Below are 16,730 nucleotides of genomic sequence, written 5' to 3'. Positions count from 1 at the left end.
GATTCCGTACGCGTGTCACTGATTTATAAAACAGCGTTTCTCTTGCATCAAAAGGCGGGGTCATTTTTTGGGAGCCAGCCGTCAGTTTCTACTGACGGCTGGTGAAAAGGCAGGCAATTAGCGGTAATTCACAATCACTTCGTTACTTTGAACTTTAAGTGCGGGGATCAGACGTCCTCCGCCCGGGACTTCCCAGACAAAACGCAGCGGCTCAACGGCAGGCACCCCATTGAAGGCGTGCGTGGTGCCACTTTCACCGTCCAGTTCAGTGCAGCGCGTCTGCGAGCACAGGCGTACGCGCAGGCCCGCAGGCGTCGGGCCAATCAGCTGATAACGCCAGACCACCAGCGTCATCAGCCCGGAGGCCGGTTCTGAGGCGGAAAGCGGTCGCGAGGAGGCCGATACCCCGCGATTGCTCAGGGTGATACCAATACTGCTCGCCTGCCAGGTACCTTCCCCGGCGGCCTGAGCCAGCATCGGGAACAGTAAAATCCACAGCCAGTAACGCATTATTTGCCTCCGATGGTCGCCGTCATACGAATATGACGGTTATCCGATAGTTCCAGATTCGACAGTACCACCAGATGCGTCAGACTGCGTCGCAGGAAGCGAGAGAGCAGCGGACGCAGCGCGTGATTCACCAGCAGAACCGGCGGAGCGCCAAGCATCTCCTGACGCGCCAGTGCCTCTTGCGTTTGCGCCAGCAGACGATCTGCCAGACCCGGCTCCAGGCCGCCACCGCCCTGCAACGCCTGCAGCAGCAGACGCTCAAGCGGCGTGTCGAGACCAATCACCTGCACTTCGCCGGAACCAGGGAACCACAGCTGGGTGATGGCACGGCCCAGCGCCACACGCACCACGGCGGTGAGTTCGTGCGGATCGCTCTGCAGCGGCGCATGTTCCGCAAGAGTTTCCAGAATGGTGCGCATATCGCGGATCGGCACTTTTTCGTCGAGCAGATTTTGCAGCACTTTGTGCAGCGTGGTTAACGTCACCACGCCCGGCACCAGATCTTCTGTCAGCTTCGGCATCTCCTGGGTGACGCGGTCGAGCAACTGCTGCGCTTCCTGACGGCCAAACAGCTCCGCCGAGAACTGCCCAATCAGGTGGTTCAGGTGTGTCGCCACGACGGTACTGGCTTCCACCACCGTATAGCCCTGGATCTGCGCCTGCTCTTTCAGCGCACTTTCAATCCAGATTGCCGCCAGGCCAAAGGCCGGATCGATGGTCTGTTCGCCCGGCAGCGTACCCGCCGCTGTGCCTGGGTTAATCGCCAGCCAGCGCCCCGGATAGGCATCGCCGCTACCAATCTCCACGCCTTTCATTAAGATGCGATAGCGCGCAGGCGGCAGATCCATATTGTCGCGGATGTGCACCACCGGCGGCAGGAAGCCCATATCCTGGGCGAATTTTTTACGGATACTGCGGATACGGCCCAGCAGCTCGCCGTCCTGCTGGAAATCAACCATCGGGATCAGGCGATAGCCCACTTCCATCCCGAGGGAATCTTCCAGCTGGACGTCGTTCCAGGTGGCTTCCACCGACTGGTTATTTTCCGGCATTTTGACCGGTACCGGTTCAGCTGCCGGTTTGGTGTCGCGTCCACGCAGCCACCAGGCAAGCCCCAGCAGAGCCGCGGTAAACAGCAGGAAAACAAAGTTAGGCATGCCCGGGACAAGGCCCAGCAGGCCCAGTACCGCCGCAGAGAGCATCAGCACATTCGGGTTAGTGAACAGCTGGCTGACCATCTGCTGACCGACGTCTTCGTCGGTGCTTACACGGGTCACGATCACACCCGCCGCGGTTGAGATCACCAGCGCCGGGATCTGCGCCACCAGACCGTCACCGATCGTCAGCAGCGTATAGCTTTCCGCCGCATGGCCCATATCCATGCCATGCTGGAGTACACCCACCAGCAGACCGCCGACGATGTTAATCACCATAATCAGGATCCCGGCGATGGCATCCCCGCGCACGAATTTACTCGCACCGTCCATCGAACCGTAGAAGTCCGCTTCCTGAGTAACATCGGAACGGCGCTTTTTCGCTTCATCTTCGCCAATCAGCCCGGCGTTGAGATCGGCGTCAATCGCCATCTGTTTGCCCGGCATCCCGTCGAGAACAAAACGGGCGCCGACTTCAGCGATACGGCCCGCACCTTTGGTGATAACCATGAAGTTAATGATAACGAGGATAACGAACACCACGATACCGATAGCAAAGTTGCCGCCGACGAGGAAGTGACCAAAGGCCTCAACCACTTTACCCGCCGCTGCACCGCCCGTATGCCCTTCCATCAGAATGATACGCGTTGACGCCACGTTCAGCGCCAGGCGCAGCAAGGTGGTGAACAGCAGAATGGTCGGGAACGCCGCAAACTCAAGGGTACGCTGGGTGAACATCGCCACCAGCAGCACCATAATCGAGAGTGCAATGTTGAATGTGAAAAGCAGGTCGAGGATAAATGCTGGCAACGGCAGCACCATCATCGACAAAATTAGCAGGATGAGAATCGGCCCGGCAAGGATCTGCCATTGCGTCGATTTCATGTTGCTGGGCAGGCGCAACATTGCCACCAGATTAGCCATCAGTGTCCTTCTCGTTCATAAAATCCAGTGCCTCAGGCACCGGCAGATTTTCAGGTTTCACAGGTCGTTGACCGCCTGCCAAACGCCAGCGTTTCAGCTGCCAGACCCAGGCCAGCACTTCCGCCACAGCGGCGTAGAGCTGACCAGGAATTTGCTGTCCAATTTCAGCATGACGATACAGAGCACGCGCCAGCGGCGGGGCTTCCAGGACCGGCACGCGGTGTTCAGCGCCAATTTCACGGATGCGCAGGGCGATAAGTCCCGCCCCTTTCGCCACCACTTTTGGCGCACTCATTTTGTTTTCGTCGTACTTCAGCGCCACGGAGTAGTGGGTCGGGTTAGTGACGATCACGTCCGCTTTCGGAACATCTTCCATCATGCGACGACGCGCAGCCGCGCGCTGCATCTGACGAATACGCCCCTTCACATGCGGGTCGCCTTCCATCTGTTTGTATTCGTCACGAAGATCCTGCCGCGACATACGTAATTTTTTGATATGGCTGTAAATCTGGAAGAAGACGTCAAATCCCACCATCGGAATAATGCTGAGCACCACCAGCACCGCGCACAGCCCGACCAGATTCATGGCGTTGCTCATGGCCGTCAAAGGGGATTCGCTGATCAGGCGCATCATATCGGGCCAGTGGTGCCAGAGGTAAAACCCGGCGGTGCTCCCCATCAGAACGGATTTCAGAATTGCTTTGAGCAGCTCCGCCCCCGTCTGCGCCGAGAACATTTTGGCTATGCCGGGGAACGGATTGAGTTTGGAAAATTTGGGCTGCAGGGACTTCGTGCTGAACACCAGGCCGCCCAGCATAACGGGCGAGACCAGGGCCACAATCACCACTCCGGTAATCAACGGCAACAGCGCGATCATCGCGTCTTTAATCAGCAGAATGATTTGGCTGAGGATCAGGTTGGGATCATTCACCATACTGTGGTCGAAACGCAGCCCGGCCGAGAGCATCCCCGCCAGTCTGCGGGCAAACGACTCCCCACCCATCCAGATAATGCATACACCTACGATTAAAATCAGCAGGGATGTCAGCTCTCGGGATCGGGGGATTTGCCCTTCCTCACGCGCTTTGTCTAGTCGGTGGGGTGTGGGGGCTTCTGTTTTGTCGTCGCTGTCTTCTGCCACAGTGCGCGCTCTCTGCCCATTTCGTCACGCGTATCATGCCAGAGCACATCCAACTCAATGGACGGAAAAGCCTGTATAACTTGCCGTTTTTAGCCTGTTTAACGGCCAAAACTCACGAAGCTTAAAAATTTTGTGTCTAATTTTAGACTTTTCAGCGCACGGTTAATGTGGTTTATAAAATGAAATAAACGTCTTTCGTGTTGTTTAAACCCGTCTTGCAAACGCTTTACATCGATTAACCACAAAACACTCATAACACCAAAATAACAATAAATATCAACACGTTTATAATGGTTATCATGCTTAACATTATTAATTTTAGAATTATTTAAAAACACAAATTTATGAATACTTTACAGTCAAGTCCGAATAAATTACCCTATATAATATCAATTAAGCCATACTTCCGTCCGAAGCAAATACCTTTTATACTGGCCTGTGAAATAACGTTATTTATTAAGTTCACTTTCACCAGTAATCTCAACATGGAATTTATTGTTAAGGACGTTCTGATTATGAACCTCAGGTACCCTATTATTTTTGGCGCATTGATGGCGCTGACTTCAGTAAGTACATTCGCTGCAGAAATGAATGCAGGAAAGATTCATTTCACAGGGGAAATTATTGAGCCAAGTTGTATCATTGACGGCGATGATGGTACAGACAGTACCGTTCCCCTGGGCACCTATACCACGACTTTATTTACAGAACCCGGTGTTGAGTCAACATTAACTCCCTTCAATATCACACTGAAAGATTGCCCGTTGAAAAGTGATGGTCTTCCGTCTATTCAACTGACATTTAGCGGTGCCACATCCCTCACAGGAAAAAAAGACCTACTAGATGTCAGCAAAATAACGACAGCGGGGGCAACAGCCGCTACAGGTGTAGGTATCGCTGTGAGCCTTGATGGCGCGGATACCGACCTTATAACAATGGACGGAGCGGAAGATCAGGTGTATATCGAACTTCCTACCAAAACCACTGACACAATAACAGCCAGTTTTAATGCACGTTATATATCGTTTGCTAAACCGGTCACTGCCGGCCCTGCCGATGCGGATATGACGGTTAATATTATTTATCGTTAATCGCCCGGCCCGCCCATTCCTGACATCAATACTTCCGCAAAGAAGTATATTCTCGAATGGGCGTTTATAAGAAACCCCTTATCCACCACATACTTCTGAGCCATTATTTTTAGACCAGGACAAATATTACGCATGCGTATTTATCCGCTAATTCTATTACTGACACCTGTTATATTCTCTTCATTCAGCCATGCGGCAGGCATCCAGGTTGGGCGTACGAGGATCGTCTACGAAGCAGGAAAAAAAGAAATTTCACTCCCCCTGACAAATAGAGAAACTGAACTTCCCTGGTTGATTCAATCCTGGACCGATACGGGAAACGGTAAAACCCGCGGGCCTTTTATCGTCACGCCGCCGTTATTTCGTCTTGAACCCCAGAGAGAACAAAGTCTGAGGATCGCCTGGAACGGCACTGCATTACCCGAGAACATAGAATCGTTGTTTTATATGAACGTTCGTACCATTCCTGCCACCGCGGCGGAGGATGACGATAAGAACGTGTTACGCCTGATCTACAAAACGCGTATCAAGCTATTTTGGCGTCCAAAAGGGCTGAAAGGCGACCCTGATGAAACCTGCAAAAACCTGCGTTTTTCCCGTCACGGCAAGCAGCTGACGGTGACCAACGAGGGGGCTTTTCACATCACCTTTGACAACCTGAAACTGGGAAACGCAACGCTTGAGAAAGCCGATATGGTCACGCCTCAGTCGAGCGTAGCGATCCCCGTGCCTGAGAGTGCAGTAGGCAGCCAGGTCAGTTGGCGATGCATCACCGATTACGGCAACGCTTCCGCCAAATACATTGCGACCCTGGGTCAGGGATAGGAACCGCCATGGCCAAAGGACTCGCTTCTATTTCCAGGCGGCGTGCCTGGCGCATAAATGCGCTCGTACGTTGCCTTGGCGGCGTGGCGTTGATGCTTTCATCCGCCGCACATACCCGAGAGTACCATTTTTCACCTTCCGCCCTGGAAGGCGATCAGCTGCCGCAGCAGGATATCGACCTGTCACTCTTTTCACACTCGAACACCCAACTGCCCGGCATTTACCCTTCCCGCATTCTGCTCAACGATCTGCGTGTGGGCGACGCCAGTATTACTTATCTTGGCGGCAAAAGGGGTGAACTGGTGGCGCAACTGACCCCTGATATGCTGCGAAAATGGGGCGTCGATATTGATAAGTTTCCGGCGCTGACGGTTGTGGATGCGTCGTCTGCGCTTCCTAAGCCTTTAGGAGATTACATTCCGCAGGCCTCGGCGACGTTCGACTTTTCCGCCATGACGCTGCATCTGAGCATTCCGCAGGCCGCCATTGCGGCTAATGGCAGAGACTACATCGCCCCTTCCCGCTGGGATGATGGCGTGCCGGTGGCGTTCACGGATTACGCGTTTTCCGGCTCGCAAAATCAGGACAGCGACAAAAACACGGCCAGCAACCAGTACCTCAATATGCGCAGCGGCGCGAACCTGGGCGGCTGGCGCGTGCGCAACTATTCCACCTGGAGCAAAACCGACGACGACAACAGCTGGGACACGGTTAACACCTTCGTGCAGCACGATCTGGATGCTCTGAAAGCACAGTTTACGGGCGGCGAAAGCAGCACCCAGGGCGAGGTATTTGACAGTCTGCAGTATCGCGGCGTTAACGTCGCGTCGGATGAAGAGATGCTGCCCTACAGCCAGCGCGGCTTCGCCCCGGTTATCCGCGGTATCGCCAGCTCCAATGCCGAAGTGTCGGTGCGCCAGAACGGTTATCTGATCTATCAGCAGAATGTCGCCCCCGGCGCGTTTGAAATCAACGACCTCTACTCCACAACCAACAGCGGCGATCTTGATGTCACCGTCAAAGAGGCCGATGGCACCGAGCATCACTTCACCCTGCCCTACTCCAGCATTGCCGTCATGCAGCGACCTGGACATCTAAAATATGAATTCACCGCCGCACGCTATCGCGCCGACAGCGGGAGCGATCAGAATGAACCGCTGTTTGTGCAGGGAAGCGCGATCTATGGTGTGAACAACAGCATGACGCTGTTTGGCGGTGTTACGGCGTCAGAGGACTATCAGGCGGTCAATACCGGTGTAGGGATTGCGCTGGGAGGTTTCGGTACGGTGTCGGCGGATGTGACGACGGCGAAAACCCAGCTCGATAATCATACCGAGCGTTCCGGGCAGTCATACCGCCTGCTCTACTCAGGCAAAATTGATACCACCGACACCAACTTCACCCTCGCCAGTTATCGCTACTCAACCAGCGGCTACTACAGCTTTGCCGACGCCAACCTGAAATACGATCAGCATGAAAACGATCTGCTCTTCCAGTACAACAAACGTAACCGCATTCAGGCCAGCATCAGCCAGAATATTGCTGGCGTCAGTTTTTATCTCAATGGTTATCAGCAGGACTACTGGCAGACGTCCCAGAAAGAGCGCAGCCTCTCAGCGGGTCTCAATACCGTGGTGGATAGTATCAGCATTCACCTGGCCTATACCTACAGCATAACTGAGGAAGACGAGAGCGATCAGATGGTCTCCCTTGGCTTTAGCGTCCCGCTGAGCAAATGGCTGCCGCGCGCCTGGAGCAGCTACAATCTGAGCAACAGCAAGCACGGATACACGCGTCAAAACATCGGGCTGAACGGGACGCTGCTGGATGATGAACGTCTGAACTATTCGCTGCAGCAAAGTCATTCCAACCATGACGGCGATGACACCAGCAGCCTGTACGGCAGCTATCGCTCGCAGTACGCCAATCTGAACGCCGGCTATTACACCTCATCCGATAAATCGCAGCAGTTGAGCTACGGTATGAGCGGTGCGGTGGTCGCCCACCCTCATGGAATTACCCTGGCTCAGCCGCTGGGTAGCCAGTTTGCCATCGTCAATGCCAACCATGCTTCTGGCGTGCGTTTCCAGAACCAGCGCGGTATTCAGACTGACTGGCAGGGAAATGCCGTGATCCCGTCACTCACCCCTTATCAGGAAAACAGCATCCGCGTCGATACCACCAGCCTGCCGGAGGATGTCGACACCAGCGAAACCGCCGTCACGGTCATTCCCTCGCGCAACGCTGCCGTAACAGCAAGCTTTGATGCCCATGTCGGCTATCGCGCGCTGATTACCCTCACGCGCCCCAATGGCAGCACAGTGCCTTTTGCCGCCATCGCCACCGCCGTGTCACCGGTTATCAGCGGCATTGTCGATGATACGGGCACCGTTTATCTCGCCGGGGTCTCGGACACCGTTCAGTTGAATGTGAAATGGGGTGAGGGTGCGGATCAGCAATGCACGGCCAGCGTCCCGATTAGCACGGCAGGAGCCACGTCCAACCCGGCGAGTATCCGCTCCGTCAGCGCGCTTTGTAAGCAGGAAGAAAAACATGTTAATTAATGCCAAATCCCTCTGGGTACTGCTGTGCCTGTTCGCCCCTGTCACCACGCAGGCTGCGACCATTTTGCGGGACTGTTTTGTCCCTCAGGATTATCACGTTGCTTATGACGGCGATCTCAACGCCAGCGACAATAAAGCGGGTCTGGATGTGGATATTCCCGACCACCTGGTCGGGGAAAGTACGGTCATGGAAGCCAACTGTGATTGCCCAAAAAACATGAGTGATTCGACGACGATTTATGAATTAACTCTGGCAGGCAGTCCGCTTTCGCAGGGCACGAGTGGCTATGGTGCTCTCACTGACAAACTGGATATTGACGTAAAGGGGTATGCCGATGCGATCAATTCTCCCGACGGTTCCGGCCTGGCTGGGCTTAATATTAACGAGTACCCCACGCCTCAGAGCTCGATGTCAAAAATAATAGAAAATATCAAAACTACAGAAGGCAACGCCAGCGTCTGCAGCGAGAGCACGCGTCCAGAGGATTCCGCTCCGGTTAAACGCCAGTTCCGCTGGAACGTTATCGGCGTGATATTTCACGTCAAAAAGCCGATTCTTGGCAAAGAGATCATCCCCCCTACCGCTGTGGTGCAAAACTATGCCTGTCTCTATTTTGGCTCCGGGGGATGTGATGCCAGCAGTGCCCAGCAGGTGTCCACTATCTGGCTCAGTGGCTCACTCTCCGCCCCCCTCAGTTGCACCATCAATGAAGGCAGCACCATTGAGGTGGAGCTGGGCAATATTGTCAGTAAGCAGTTTCGGGCAAAAGGTCAGCCGCCGATGAACTATGCGTTGAAAAATGTAGATATCACCTATCACTGCGACGATAACGCCGTTGGCAACGACGATCGCATCAGAATGACCCTCAGCGCCGATCAGGGGGTGCTCGACAGTAGCGATCCGCTGATCGCGAAAATGCTCAACCGCGATGACGTCGGCGTCAGGGTCTTCACGGACGACAACAAAGACGTCCAGCTCGACGGCAGCTACGCGTTTCCGGTGACGATGGATGAGCAGGGTAATGGGTCAGTGAAGATCAAAGCCGCACCGGTAAGCACCACTAATGCCACGCCGGCACCCGGTAAATTTGAAGGGAACGTTACGGTAAAAATGGATCTGCGCTGAGTGATTCTCAGGCTGCCGCTGCAGCCTGAGAAAAACCGTCGCGATTAGAAGCCGAGACTGTCCAGCAGATCGTCCACCTGATCCTGGCTTGCGACAACGCCCGCCTTGGAAGTGTCGAGCTGCGGGCCATTGAGCAGACTTTCATTCTCACGTTTCGGACGCGCAGCAGGCTCTGGCATGTTTTCCAGCAGAACCATCAGCAGCTGACGTTCGATTTCCTGAATCACATCCATCATGCGCTTGATAACCTGACCTGTCAGGTCCTGGAAATCCTGCGCCATCATGATGTCCAGCAGCTGCGCGTTGGTGAAGCTGGTGTGTCCAGGGACATCACCCAGATACTGGCGTGTATCCGTGACCAGCTCGCGGGCATCGGCCAGTTCGATTGGATTCTCGAACCACTCATCCCAGCGTTTGCTCAGGGCTTTTGCGCCCTTTTCCATCTCATCCTGATGCGGTTGAGAGGCTTCCACGCTGTTCAGGGCGCGCTCTGCTGCCTGTGCGGTCATCTGCACAACGTAGTCCAGACGATCGCGCGCATCGGGAATCGCTTCCGCCGCTTCGGCAATCGCCTGGTCGAGTCCCAGCTCACGCAGGCTGTCGCGCAGCATACGCGTCAGGCTGCCGATGCGGGCAATAATCTCGTTGGCTGAATGCTCTTCAACCGGTTTCATAGCAGGTTGCATCATCACCAGCACCTCACATGCCGAGTTTCTCGAAGATCTTGCCGAGCTTCTCTTCCAGAGTCGCCGCCGTAAATGGTTTCACCACATAACCGCTTGCGCCCGCCTGTGCTGCCGCAATAATGTTCTCTTTCTTCGCTTCTGCAGTCACCATCAGAACCGGAAGAGAGGACATATTGCCATCAGCGCGAATTGTTTTGAGCAGCTCCAGACCATCCATGTTAGGCATGTTCCAGTCAGAGATAACAAAACCAAAGCCACCGGCCTGCAGTTTGTTCAGGGCATCAACGCCATCTTCTGCTTCTTCAACGTTATTAAAACCCAGCTCTTTCAGCAGGTTGCGTACGATACGACGCATGGTGGAAAAGTCATCCACAACCAGAAATCTGAGCTCTTTGTCCGCCATAAAAAACTACTCCTCATTAAATACGTATTGCCTGTCCGGCACTGATTTTCGCCAGCATTTGCTGGCTAACCTGGCTAAGATCGACCACTTCGCTCACGCCACCCATATTGATGGCCTCGCGCGGCATGCCGAACACCACACAACTTGCTTCATTCTGCGCAATCGTCCAGGCGCCAGCCTGGTGCATTGCGAGCATTCCGGCGGCCCCGTCGTTACCCATCCCCGTCAGGATCACCCCAACGGCGTTGCGCCCCGCGTGTTTCGCCACCGAATGAAACAGCACATCCACTGACGGACGGTGCCGGTTAACCGGCGGACCGTCATGAATTTTGATTTGATAGTTCGCGCCACTGCGCGCCAGCTCCATATGCTTATCACCTGGCGCGATATAGGCATGCCCCGGCAGGACGCGTTCGCCGTCCTCTGCCTCTTTCACGCTAATCTGACACAGCTTGTTCAGACGTTCGGCGAATGAGCGGGTAAAGCCCGGCGGCATATGCTGAGTAATAAGAATACCTGGGCTTGAGAGCGGCAATGGCTGGAGTACATGGCGAATTGCCTCTGTTCCTCCCGTTGAGGCCCCAATCACCAGCAGTTTTTCCGAACTGAGCAGCGGCCCGGCTTTGAGCGTGGCAGGCACGCCTGCGGGTTTATGCGCCGCCAGCTTCGCCCGTGACGCGGTGCGGATCTTCTCGGCGATCATCTCACTGTAAGCGAGCATCCCCTCGCGAATGCCCAGCTGCGGTTTGGTGACAAAATCCACCGCCCCCAGCTCCAGCGCACGCAGGGTAATCTCTGACCCTTTACCGGTCAGCGAGGAGACCATCACCACTGGCATAGGGCGCAGGCGCATTAATTTCTCAAGGAAATCAATACCGTCCATGCGCGGCATCTCCACGTCCAGCGTCAGCACATCGGGGTTAAATTTTTTGATTAAATCCCGCGCGACCAGGGGATCCGGGGCTGTCGCCACCATTTCCATGTCGCTATGACTATTGATAATTTCAGTCATGATCTGGCGCATCAACGCGGAATCATCGACAGACAACACCCTGATCTTACTCATGCTTTTTCCTTACTCAGCGCATAAACCGTCTGCCCGCGCAGCACAAATTCGCGGGCCAGGTTGCTGAAGTTCTCCGAATGCCCGGCAAACAGTAAGCCGTCAGGCTTAAGCAGCGGAGCAAAACGGCGCAGAATCTCCTGCTGCGTCGTTTTATCAAAATAAATCATCACGTTACGGCAAAAAATCGCATCAAAAGGACCCGGCACGTTGTACTGCTTATCGAGCAGATTCACCGGAGCAAATTCCACGCAATTTGCCAGCTCCTGGCGCACGCGCACCAACCCTTCGTGCGGGCCTGTCCCGCGCATGAAGTACCGCTGTAGCTGTTGAGGCGACAGGGTTTTCAGTTCGTCCTGCCGATAGACGCCGTTGCGTGCTTTCTCCAGCACTTCGGTGTCGATGTCGCTGGCGTAGACCTTCCAGCGACCGGGCGCCATGCCCAGCGTATCGGCAAGGGTAATCGCCAGCGAATACGGCTCCTCCCCGGTCGATGCCGCTGCGCTCCAGACGCGGTATTCCCCGCTACGACGGCGGGCATGTTCCGCCAGCACCGGGAAGTGGTGACCTTCACGGAAAAACGCTGTCAGGTTAGTGGTCAGGGAGTTGATAAACGCCTGCCACTCTGCGCTGTTGGGATTGGCTTCCAGCATGCCCAGATATCGGCCAAAATCATCCAGCTCCAGCGTGCGTAAGCGCCGGACTAACCGGTTGTAGACCATGTCTCGCTTATGATCGGCAAGCACAATCCCCGCACGCTGGTAAATCAACTGACATATCCGACGAAAATGCGCGTCGGACAGCGCGAGGCGCTGGGTCATTTGCTGCAATAATGACGATTGCCCCGAGGGGTTTGGTGAGGTCATAGCGCCTTCTTAATTCACTTTCAGGATACAACTGGCACGGCCTGCGACCGCCCGACTTCTGCTACTGTTTCGACTTGCTCTTTCACGTTAAAAACTGCCACCAGGCTGGTCAAATGATCGGCCTGACTGGCGAGCTGGTCAGTAGCGGCAGCCGCTTCTTCAACAAGAGAAGCGTTCTGTTGCGTTACCTGATCCATCTGCGTGACAGCCTGAGCAACCTGCTCAATGCCGCGACGCTGTTCGTCTGAGGCGGAAGCAATTTCGCCCATAATGTCGTTCACACGCGTTACGGAAGTGACAATCTCCGTCATGGTGTGAGCGGCGGTATCAACCAGCTCCGATCCCTGCTGTACGCGGGAAACGGACTCTTCAATCAACACCTTAATCTCTTTCGCGGCGTTGGCGCTGCGGCTGGCGAGATTACGCACCTCACCCGCCACGACGGCAAATCCACGCCCCTGCTCACCGGCCCGTGCCGCTTCGACCGCGGCGTTCAGCGCCAGAATGTTCGTCTGGAACGCGATACCGTCAATCACGCTGATAATGTCGCCAATTTTCTGCGAACTGGTGGCGATTTGCTGCATCGTGGTGGCGACGTTAGAGGCCTGATCGCCCCCCTTTTTCGCCGTCAGCGCAGCCTGTTTTGCCAGGTCCGACGCCTGACGGGCGTTGTCGGCGTTCTGGCTGACGGTCGCCGTTAACTGTTCCATGCTGGCCGCCGTTTGCGCCAGAGAGGCCGCCTGCTGTTCGGTGCGCGACGACAAATCATTGTTCCCGGCCGCGATTTCAGAAATCCCGGTGTGCATGGCATAACTGCCCTGACGCACATCGGTCACCGTTTCACGCAGCGAGCCTTGCATCGCTTTCAGGCTGGCAAAAATGGCGGAAATTTCGTTTTTTCCGAACACCGCCACCGGACGCGCCAGGTTGCCTTTAGCGATACTGTCAAAGTGGCTGCTAATGATTGCCAGCGGCAATACGATCATCTTGCGCGACCAGAGCAACGCCCCGCCGGTCAACAGGGCCGCCAGAATCACCATGGTGGCGAAAACCACGCCCGACATGTGGTAGCTGGCCCGGCTGTCGCTGCTCGCCTCTTCGACGAACAGATTGTTATCCTGCTGCCAGGCGTTAAAACCTTTATCAAACGCGGCCTGCGACTCTTGCACCGGCGCGGTTAGAAAGTCTGACAGCTGGTTGTTCTCAAGCCAGGTCGCCTGATGATCCAGATCGCTGTGCCACTGGGCATAGCCCTTCTGCATTTCGGCTTTCAGCGCTTTCCCTTTATCGCTGACCGCTTCCTGCGCGCTGAAGGCTTTAAACTGCGCGTCGGCCTGCTTGAGGCTGTCCCGCGCGGTAGACATCAGCGCTTTGATATCGTCTGGCGGGTAGCTCAATGCCGTTAATGTGCCCGCTTTGTTCAGCGCAGTGCTGGCCTGCAGAAGCACTGCGCGCGTTTGTGCAAGCGTGGAACGCTGCTGATTACTCGTCTCAACTTCCTGTAAGTTCTGATAGCCATCGCGAAAAGCCCAGAAAGACAATCCATTACTGCCAACCTGCAACACACCGCAAAGGATCAGAATCAAAAACAGTGTGGTCGAGATACGAATACGATTTAACATCCACGCTCCCATCAAGCGGCCAGCAGCCGCGGTTAACTATCAGTCAAAATGTTTCCCAGTTTTCTTCTTTTCCGGCTGCCGACGCACGAGCGTGTTTCACCCTTGCGGCAGGCGCGGTCCCGGCAGGTGCTGCCCTGGACGCCACCGTATTTTGAGGTGTAGAGGTAAGGCGAAACGCCGAGACGGCCATCTTCAGACGGCTCGCCTGGTCTTCCAGCGCAGCGGCCGCCGCAGCGGACTCCTGCACCAGCGCGGCGTTTTGTTGTGTCACACGATCCATTTCCGAGACCGCCAGCGCCACCTGGTCAATCCCACGGCTTTGTTCATCGGATGCCGAAGCGATCTCCGCCATGATGTCAGTGACGCGCGTAACTGCGTTGACGATGTCGGTCATGGTTTCCCCGGCGCTCTCTACCAGCACCGAGCCGGTATCGACGCGCGCCACGGAATCTTCAATCAGGGATTTAATCTCTTTTGCCGCGTTGGCACTGCGGCTCGCCAGGTTGCGCACTTCACCGGCCACCACCGCAAATCCGCGCCCCTGCTCGCCCGCTCGTGCGGCTTCGACAGCGGCGTTGAGGGCCAGGATATTTGTCTGGAAGGCAATTCCGTCGATCACGCTGATAATATCGGCGATTTTTTTCGAGCTACCGGCAATTTCGTGCATGGTTTTCACCACACCATCGACCACCTTGCCGCCGCGCTGGGCAGTTTCGGAGGCGCTTTCAGCCAGATGTGCCGCCTGACGGGCGTTATCGGCGTTTTGCTTCACGGTAGCGGTCAGCTCTTCCATGCTGGCGGCGGTCTCTTCAAGCGCAGAGGCCTGCTCTTCGGTACGCGAGGAGAGATCGTTGTTACCCATGGCGATTTCGCTGGTACCGGTGTAAATCGCGTCCGAACCCTGACGGACATTCGTCACCGTATCGGTCAGAGAGCGCTGCATGTGATCCACGCTGCTCGCCAGCTCGGTGATTTCGTTACGACCGGAGATCACCAGCGTTTTTGTCAGATCGCCGCTGGCAATCTCACGAATGTGACCAATCACCCGGCCCAGCGGATTCAGCAGAATCGCGCGAATGCCGTACCAGACACCCACCAGCACGATCACCAGCGCCAGCGCGAGGATCGCCATTTGCCATTTGGCAAAGCGGTAGTCGTCCTTACTTTCGTTAAAGGCGGTGTGATACTGCTCGCTGCTGGCCGAGGCGTATTCCCCCAGCGCTTTACCGAGGGCATTTTGCATCCCCTGCGTCGGCTGGGCGAAATAGGCGTCCATGTTTCCGCTCTCAAGGAACTGGATAAGCTCCGTCAGCCCGGCCGCATAGGCGGTGTATTTTTCGTCAATGTTCTCGCTCACCTCTACCATCGAAGGCAGCGGCGTAATCTTTTTGAAGGCGTCGTAATGTTTTGCGGCGTCAGCCAGGGTGGCGCGGGCGTTTTTCAACAGATCCGTTTTCGCGCTGCTTTGCTGGTTGTTCGGATCCATCATCATGCGCGCAGAAGAACGGCTCAGGTTGATGCGCGTTTGCAGCATCAAATCCCAGGTCGACGTCAGTTCACTTTGCTGGAGGCGTAAGTCGTTCGAAACAGCAAAGCTCTGCTGATTATTTTTTAAGGATGAGAAAAACAGCCCACCGGAAATAAGCTGAAGAAGTGCGAAAATGACCAGCACCATCATCAGCATTGTGACAACGCGGATACGGTTCAACATACAACACCTTCTCTAAGATTTATTAACGGTGTTATCGGCAAAGGCTGAGGGAACTTTACATTTGCGAAAGGGAAAAGCGTCAATTCAGAATGCGACGTCGACGATCAACGTGTCGTTATAGGTTCCGGCGGGGGGCGTAGTCTGGCTGGTCAGCACTTTGGCGGTGTAGTTATAGGTACGCAAAAGCCCGTCAGCGCTCAGCAGCGATGAGGTGGCGCTGGTCCAGCGCTCGGTGCCGCTGCCTCCCCAGCGGTTGGTGGTCGCCTCTTTATAGATGTCGTAGCTCATGTAGTTGCTGCCGCTCACCATCCGGCGCACGCCGTTGAGGGCGTTCGCCCCATTGTTGATGCCGATGGTATAGACGCTGCCCTTGGTGCAGGTGACAGCAATGGCCTGCGAGACGGTGGGGAAATTTTGCACCAGCGGCGCGCTGTTAAAGTTGACGTTGGGCGTGGTCATCGCACTACAGTTATTGGTGACGTTCATGTTCAGCGTAATGCTGGTCGTCGCCGTACCGGTTTGTGGCGTGAGGCATAAACCCACGGCCCCCACGGAGCAGACGTTGTAGTTGATGCTAAAGGTCAGCACCACCTGATAAGGCCCCGCCGTCACGTTTTGCCCCGCCACCGTGCGAAAATAGAGCGGAATATTGTACTGCTTGGCACCCAGCAGATTTAACAGCGTACTGCCACTCCAGGTGTAGGCTTTGGCGATCTGCACTTCGCTACTGCCGGAACAGCCCGACAGCCCGCACAGCCGCGTGGGGATGACGTCGGTGATGGCCGCATTGTCCGTGCGTTTCATTGTCGCGCGGCTATTGGCCGAGACGGTCGCCGCCGTGTAGTTCAGGGTGACCGAGTCATTGGTGAGTAAATTCAGGATCGCATCGCAGCTCACCACCAGCGTGCCGGTGGTTTCAACTTCGCCCGTTCCGCTGAGGGCAAACGAAGTCACGCTGCCAAACGAGGCGTTGACGGTGCTGACGGTACAGGCCGCCCAGCTGCCGCCCGAGAGCATCAGGAACACCAGGGCGATCAGCAGACG

At 55.5% G+C, this 16,730-nt stretch carries 14 protein-coding genes; 4 read left to right on the top strand and 10 right to left on the bottom strand.

Features of this window, described 5'->3' with window-relative positions; genetic code table 11:
• Positions 1-117: 117 nt before the first annotated feature.
• The 3 genes from DAI21_RS13625 to flhB are packed head-to-tail and all read right to left on the bottom strand — an operon-like array spanning position 118 to position 3,729.
• Positions 118-510: a flagellar protein FlhE gene (locus DAI21_RS13625; protein ID WP_102103992.1), complete on the bottom strand. Its 393-nt coding sequence runs from the start codon at positions 508-510 to the stop codon at positions 118-120.
• A complete protein-coding gene (gene flhA, locus DAI21_RS13620; protein WP_107703356.1) occupies positions 510-2,588 on the bottom strand; it encodes a flagellar biosynthesis protein FlhA in 2,079 nt (692 codons plus the stop codon). Before flhA ends, DAI21_RS13625 begins: the two co-directional genes overlap by 1 nt.
• Positions 2,581-3,729, bottom strand: a complete 1,149-nt coding sequence (gene flhB / locus DAI21_RS13615) for a flagellar biosynthesis protein FlhB (protein WP_100779762.1) — start codon at positions 3,727-3,729, stop codon at positions 2,581-2,583. Before flhB ends, flhA begins: the two co-directional genes overlap by 8 nt.
• Positions 3,730-4,214: 485 nt before the next feature.
• On the opposite strand from flhB, the gene DAI21_RS13610 reads away from it, so the two are divergent.
• The 4 genes from DAI21_RS13610 to DAI21_RS13595 all read left to right on the top strand — a co-directional run bounded on the left by DAI21_RS13610 (position 4,215) and on the right by DAI21_RS13595 (position 9,335).
• Complete coding sequence (locus DAI21_RS13610; RefSeq protein ID WP_234419478.1) at positions 4,215-4,820, top strand: fimbrial protein; 606 nt, start codon at positions 4,215-4,217, stop codon at positions 4,818-4,820.
• A 132-nt stretch (positions 4,821-4,952) separates the two neighbouring features.
• Positions 4,953-5,645, top strand: coding sequence for a molecular chaperone (locus DAI21_RS13605; protein WP_107703355.1), 693 nt, complete (start codon positions 4,953-4,955; stop codon positions 5,643-5,645).
• Positions 5,646-5,653: 8 nt separating this feature from the next.
• A complete protein-coding gene (locus tag DAI21_RS13600) occupies positions 5,654-8,209 on the top strand; it encodes a fimbria/pilus outer membrane usher protein (RefSeq protein ID WP_107703354.1) in 2,556 nt (851 codons plus the stop codon).
• Positions 8,199-9,335, top strand: coding sequence for a fimbrial protein (locus DAI21_RS13595; protein WP_107703353.1), 1,137 nt, complete (start codon positions 8,199-8,201; stop codon positions 9,333-9,335). The genes DAI21_RS13600 and DAI21_RS13595 overlap by 11 nt, the downstream gene beginning before the upstream one ends.
• A gap of 44 nt (positions 9,336-9,379) precedes the next feature.
• Here DAI21_RS13595 and cheZ read toward each other — a convergent pair whose 3' ends face one another.
• The 7 genes from cheZ to DAI21_RS13560 form a co-directional block, all read right to left on the bottom strand.
• Positions 9,380-10,024, bottom strand: a complete 645-nt coding sequence (cheZ, locus tag DAI21_RS13590) for a protein phosphatase CheZ (protein ID WP_100780859.1) — start codon at positions 10,022-10,024, stop codon at positions 9,380-9,382.
• A gap of 10 nt (positions 10,025-10,034) precedes the next feature.
• Positions 10,035-10,424: a chemotaxis response regulator CheY gene (gene cheY, locus DAI21_RS13585; RefSeq protein WP_095282410.1), complete on the bottom strand. Its 390-nt coding sequence runs from the start codon at positions 10,422-10,424 to the stop codon at positions 10,035-10,037.
• 16 nt (positions 10,425-10,440) lie between these two features.
• Entirely contained in the window at positions 10,441-11,490 is a 1,050-nt protein-coding gene (locus DAI21_RS13580; RefSeq protein WP_100779757.1) for a chemotaxis response regulator protein-glutamate methylesterase, read from the bottom strand.
• Entirely contained in the window at positions 11,487-12,353 is an 867-nt protein-coding gene (cheR, locus tag DAI21_RS13575; RefSeq protein ID WP_100779756.1) for a protein-glutamate O-methyltransferase CheR, read from the bottom strand. Before cheR ends, DAI21_RS13580 begins: the two co-directional genes overlap by 4 nt.
• Positions 12,354-12,373: 20 nt before the next feature.
• Entirely contained in the window at positions 12,374-13,975 is a 1,602-nt protein-coding gene (gene tap / locus DAI21_RS13570) for a methyl-accepting chemotaxis protein IV (protein WP_107703352.1), read from the bottom strand.
• A gap of 43 nt (positions 13,976-14,018) precedes the next feature.
• A complete protein-coding gene (gene tar / locus DAI21_RS13565) occupies positions 14,019-15,686 on the bottom strand; it encodes a methyl-accepting chemotaxis protein II (protein ID WP_107703351.1) in 1,668 nt (555 codons plus the stop codon).
• A gap of 84 nt (positions 15,687-15,770) precedes the next feature.
• Positions 15,771-16,703 (bottom strand): spore coat U domain-containing protein, encoded by a 933-nt coding sequence (locus DAI21_RS13560; RefSeq protein ID WP_228483588.1) that lies wholly within the window; start codon positions 16,701-16,703, stop codon positions 15,771-15,773.
• Positions 16,704-16,730: the final 27 nt, after the last annotated feature.

This window comes from Lelliottia sp. WB101, assembly GCF_003051885.1.
Classification (GTDB): Bacteria; Pseudomonadota; Gammaproteobacteria; order Enterobacterales; family Enterobacteriaceae; genus Enterobacter; species Enterobacter nimipressuralis.
The sequence above is the reverse complement of the archived record's forward strand: the minus strand, read 5'-3'. Positions and strand labels throughout refer to the sequence as shown.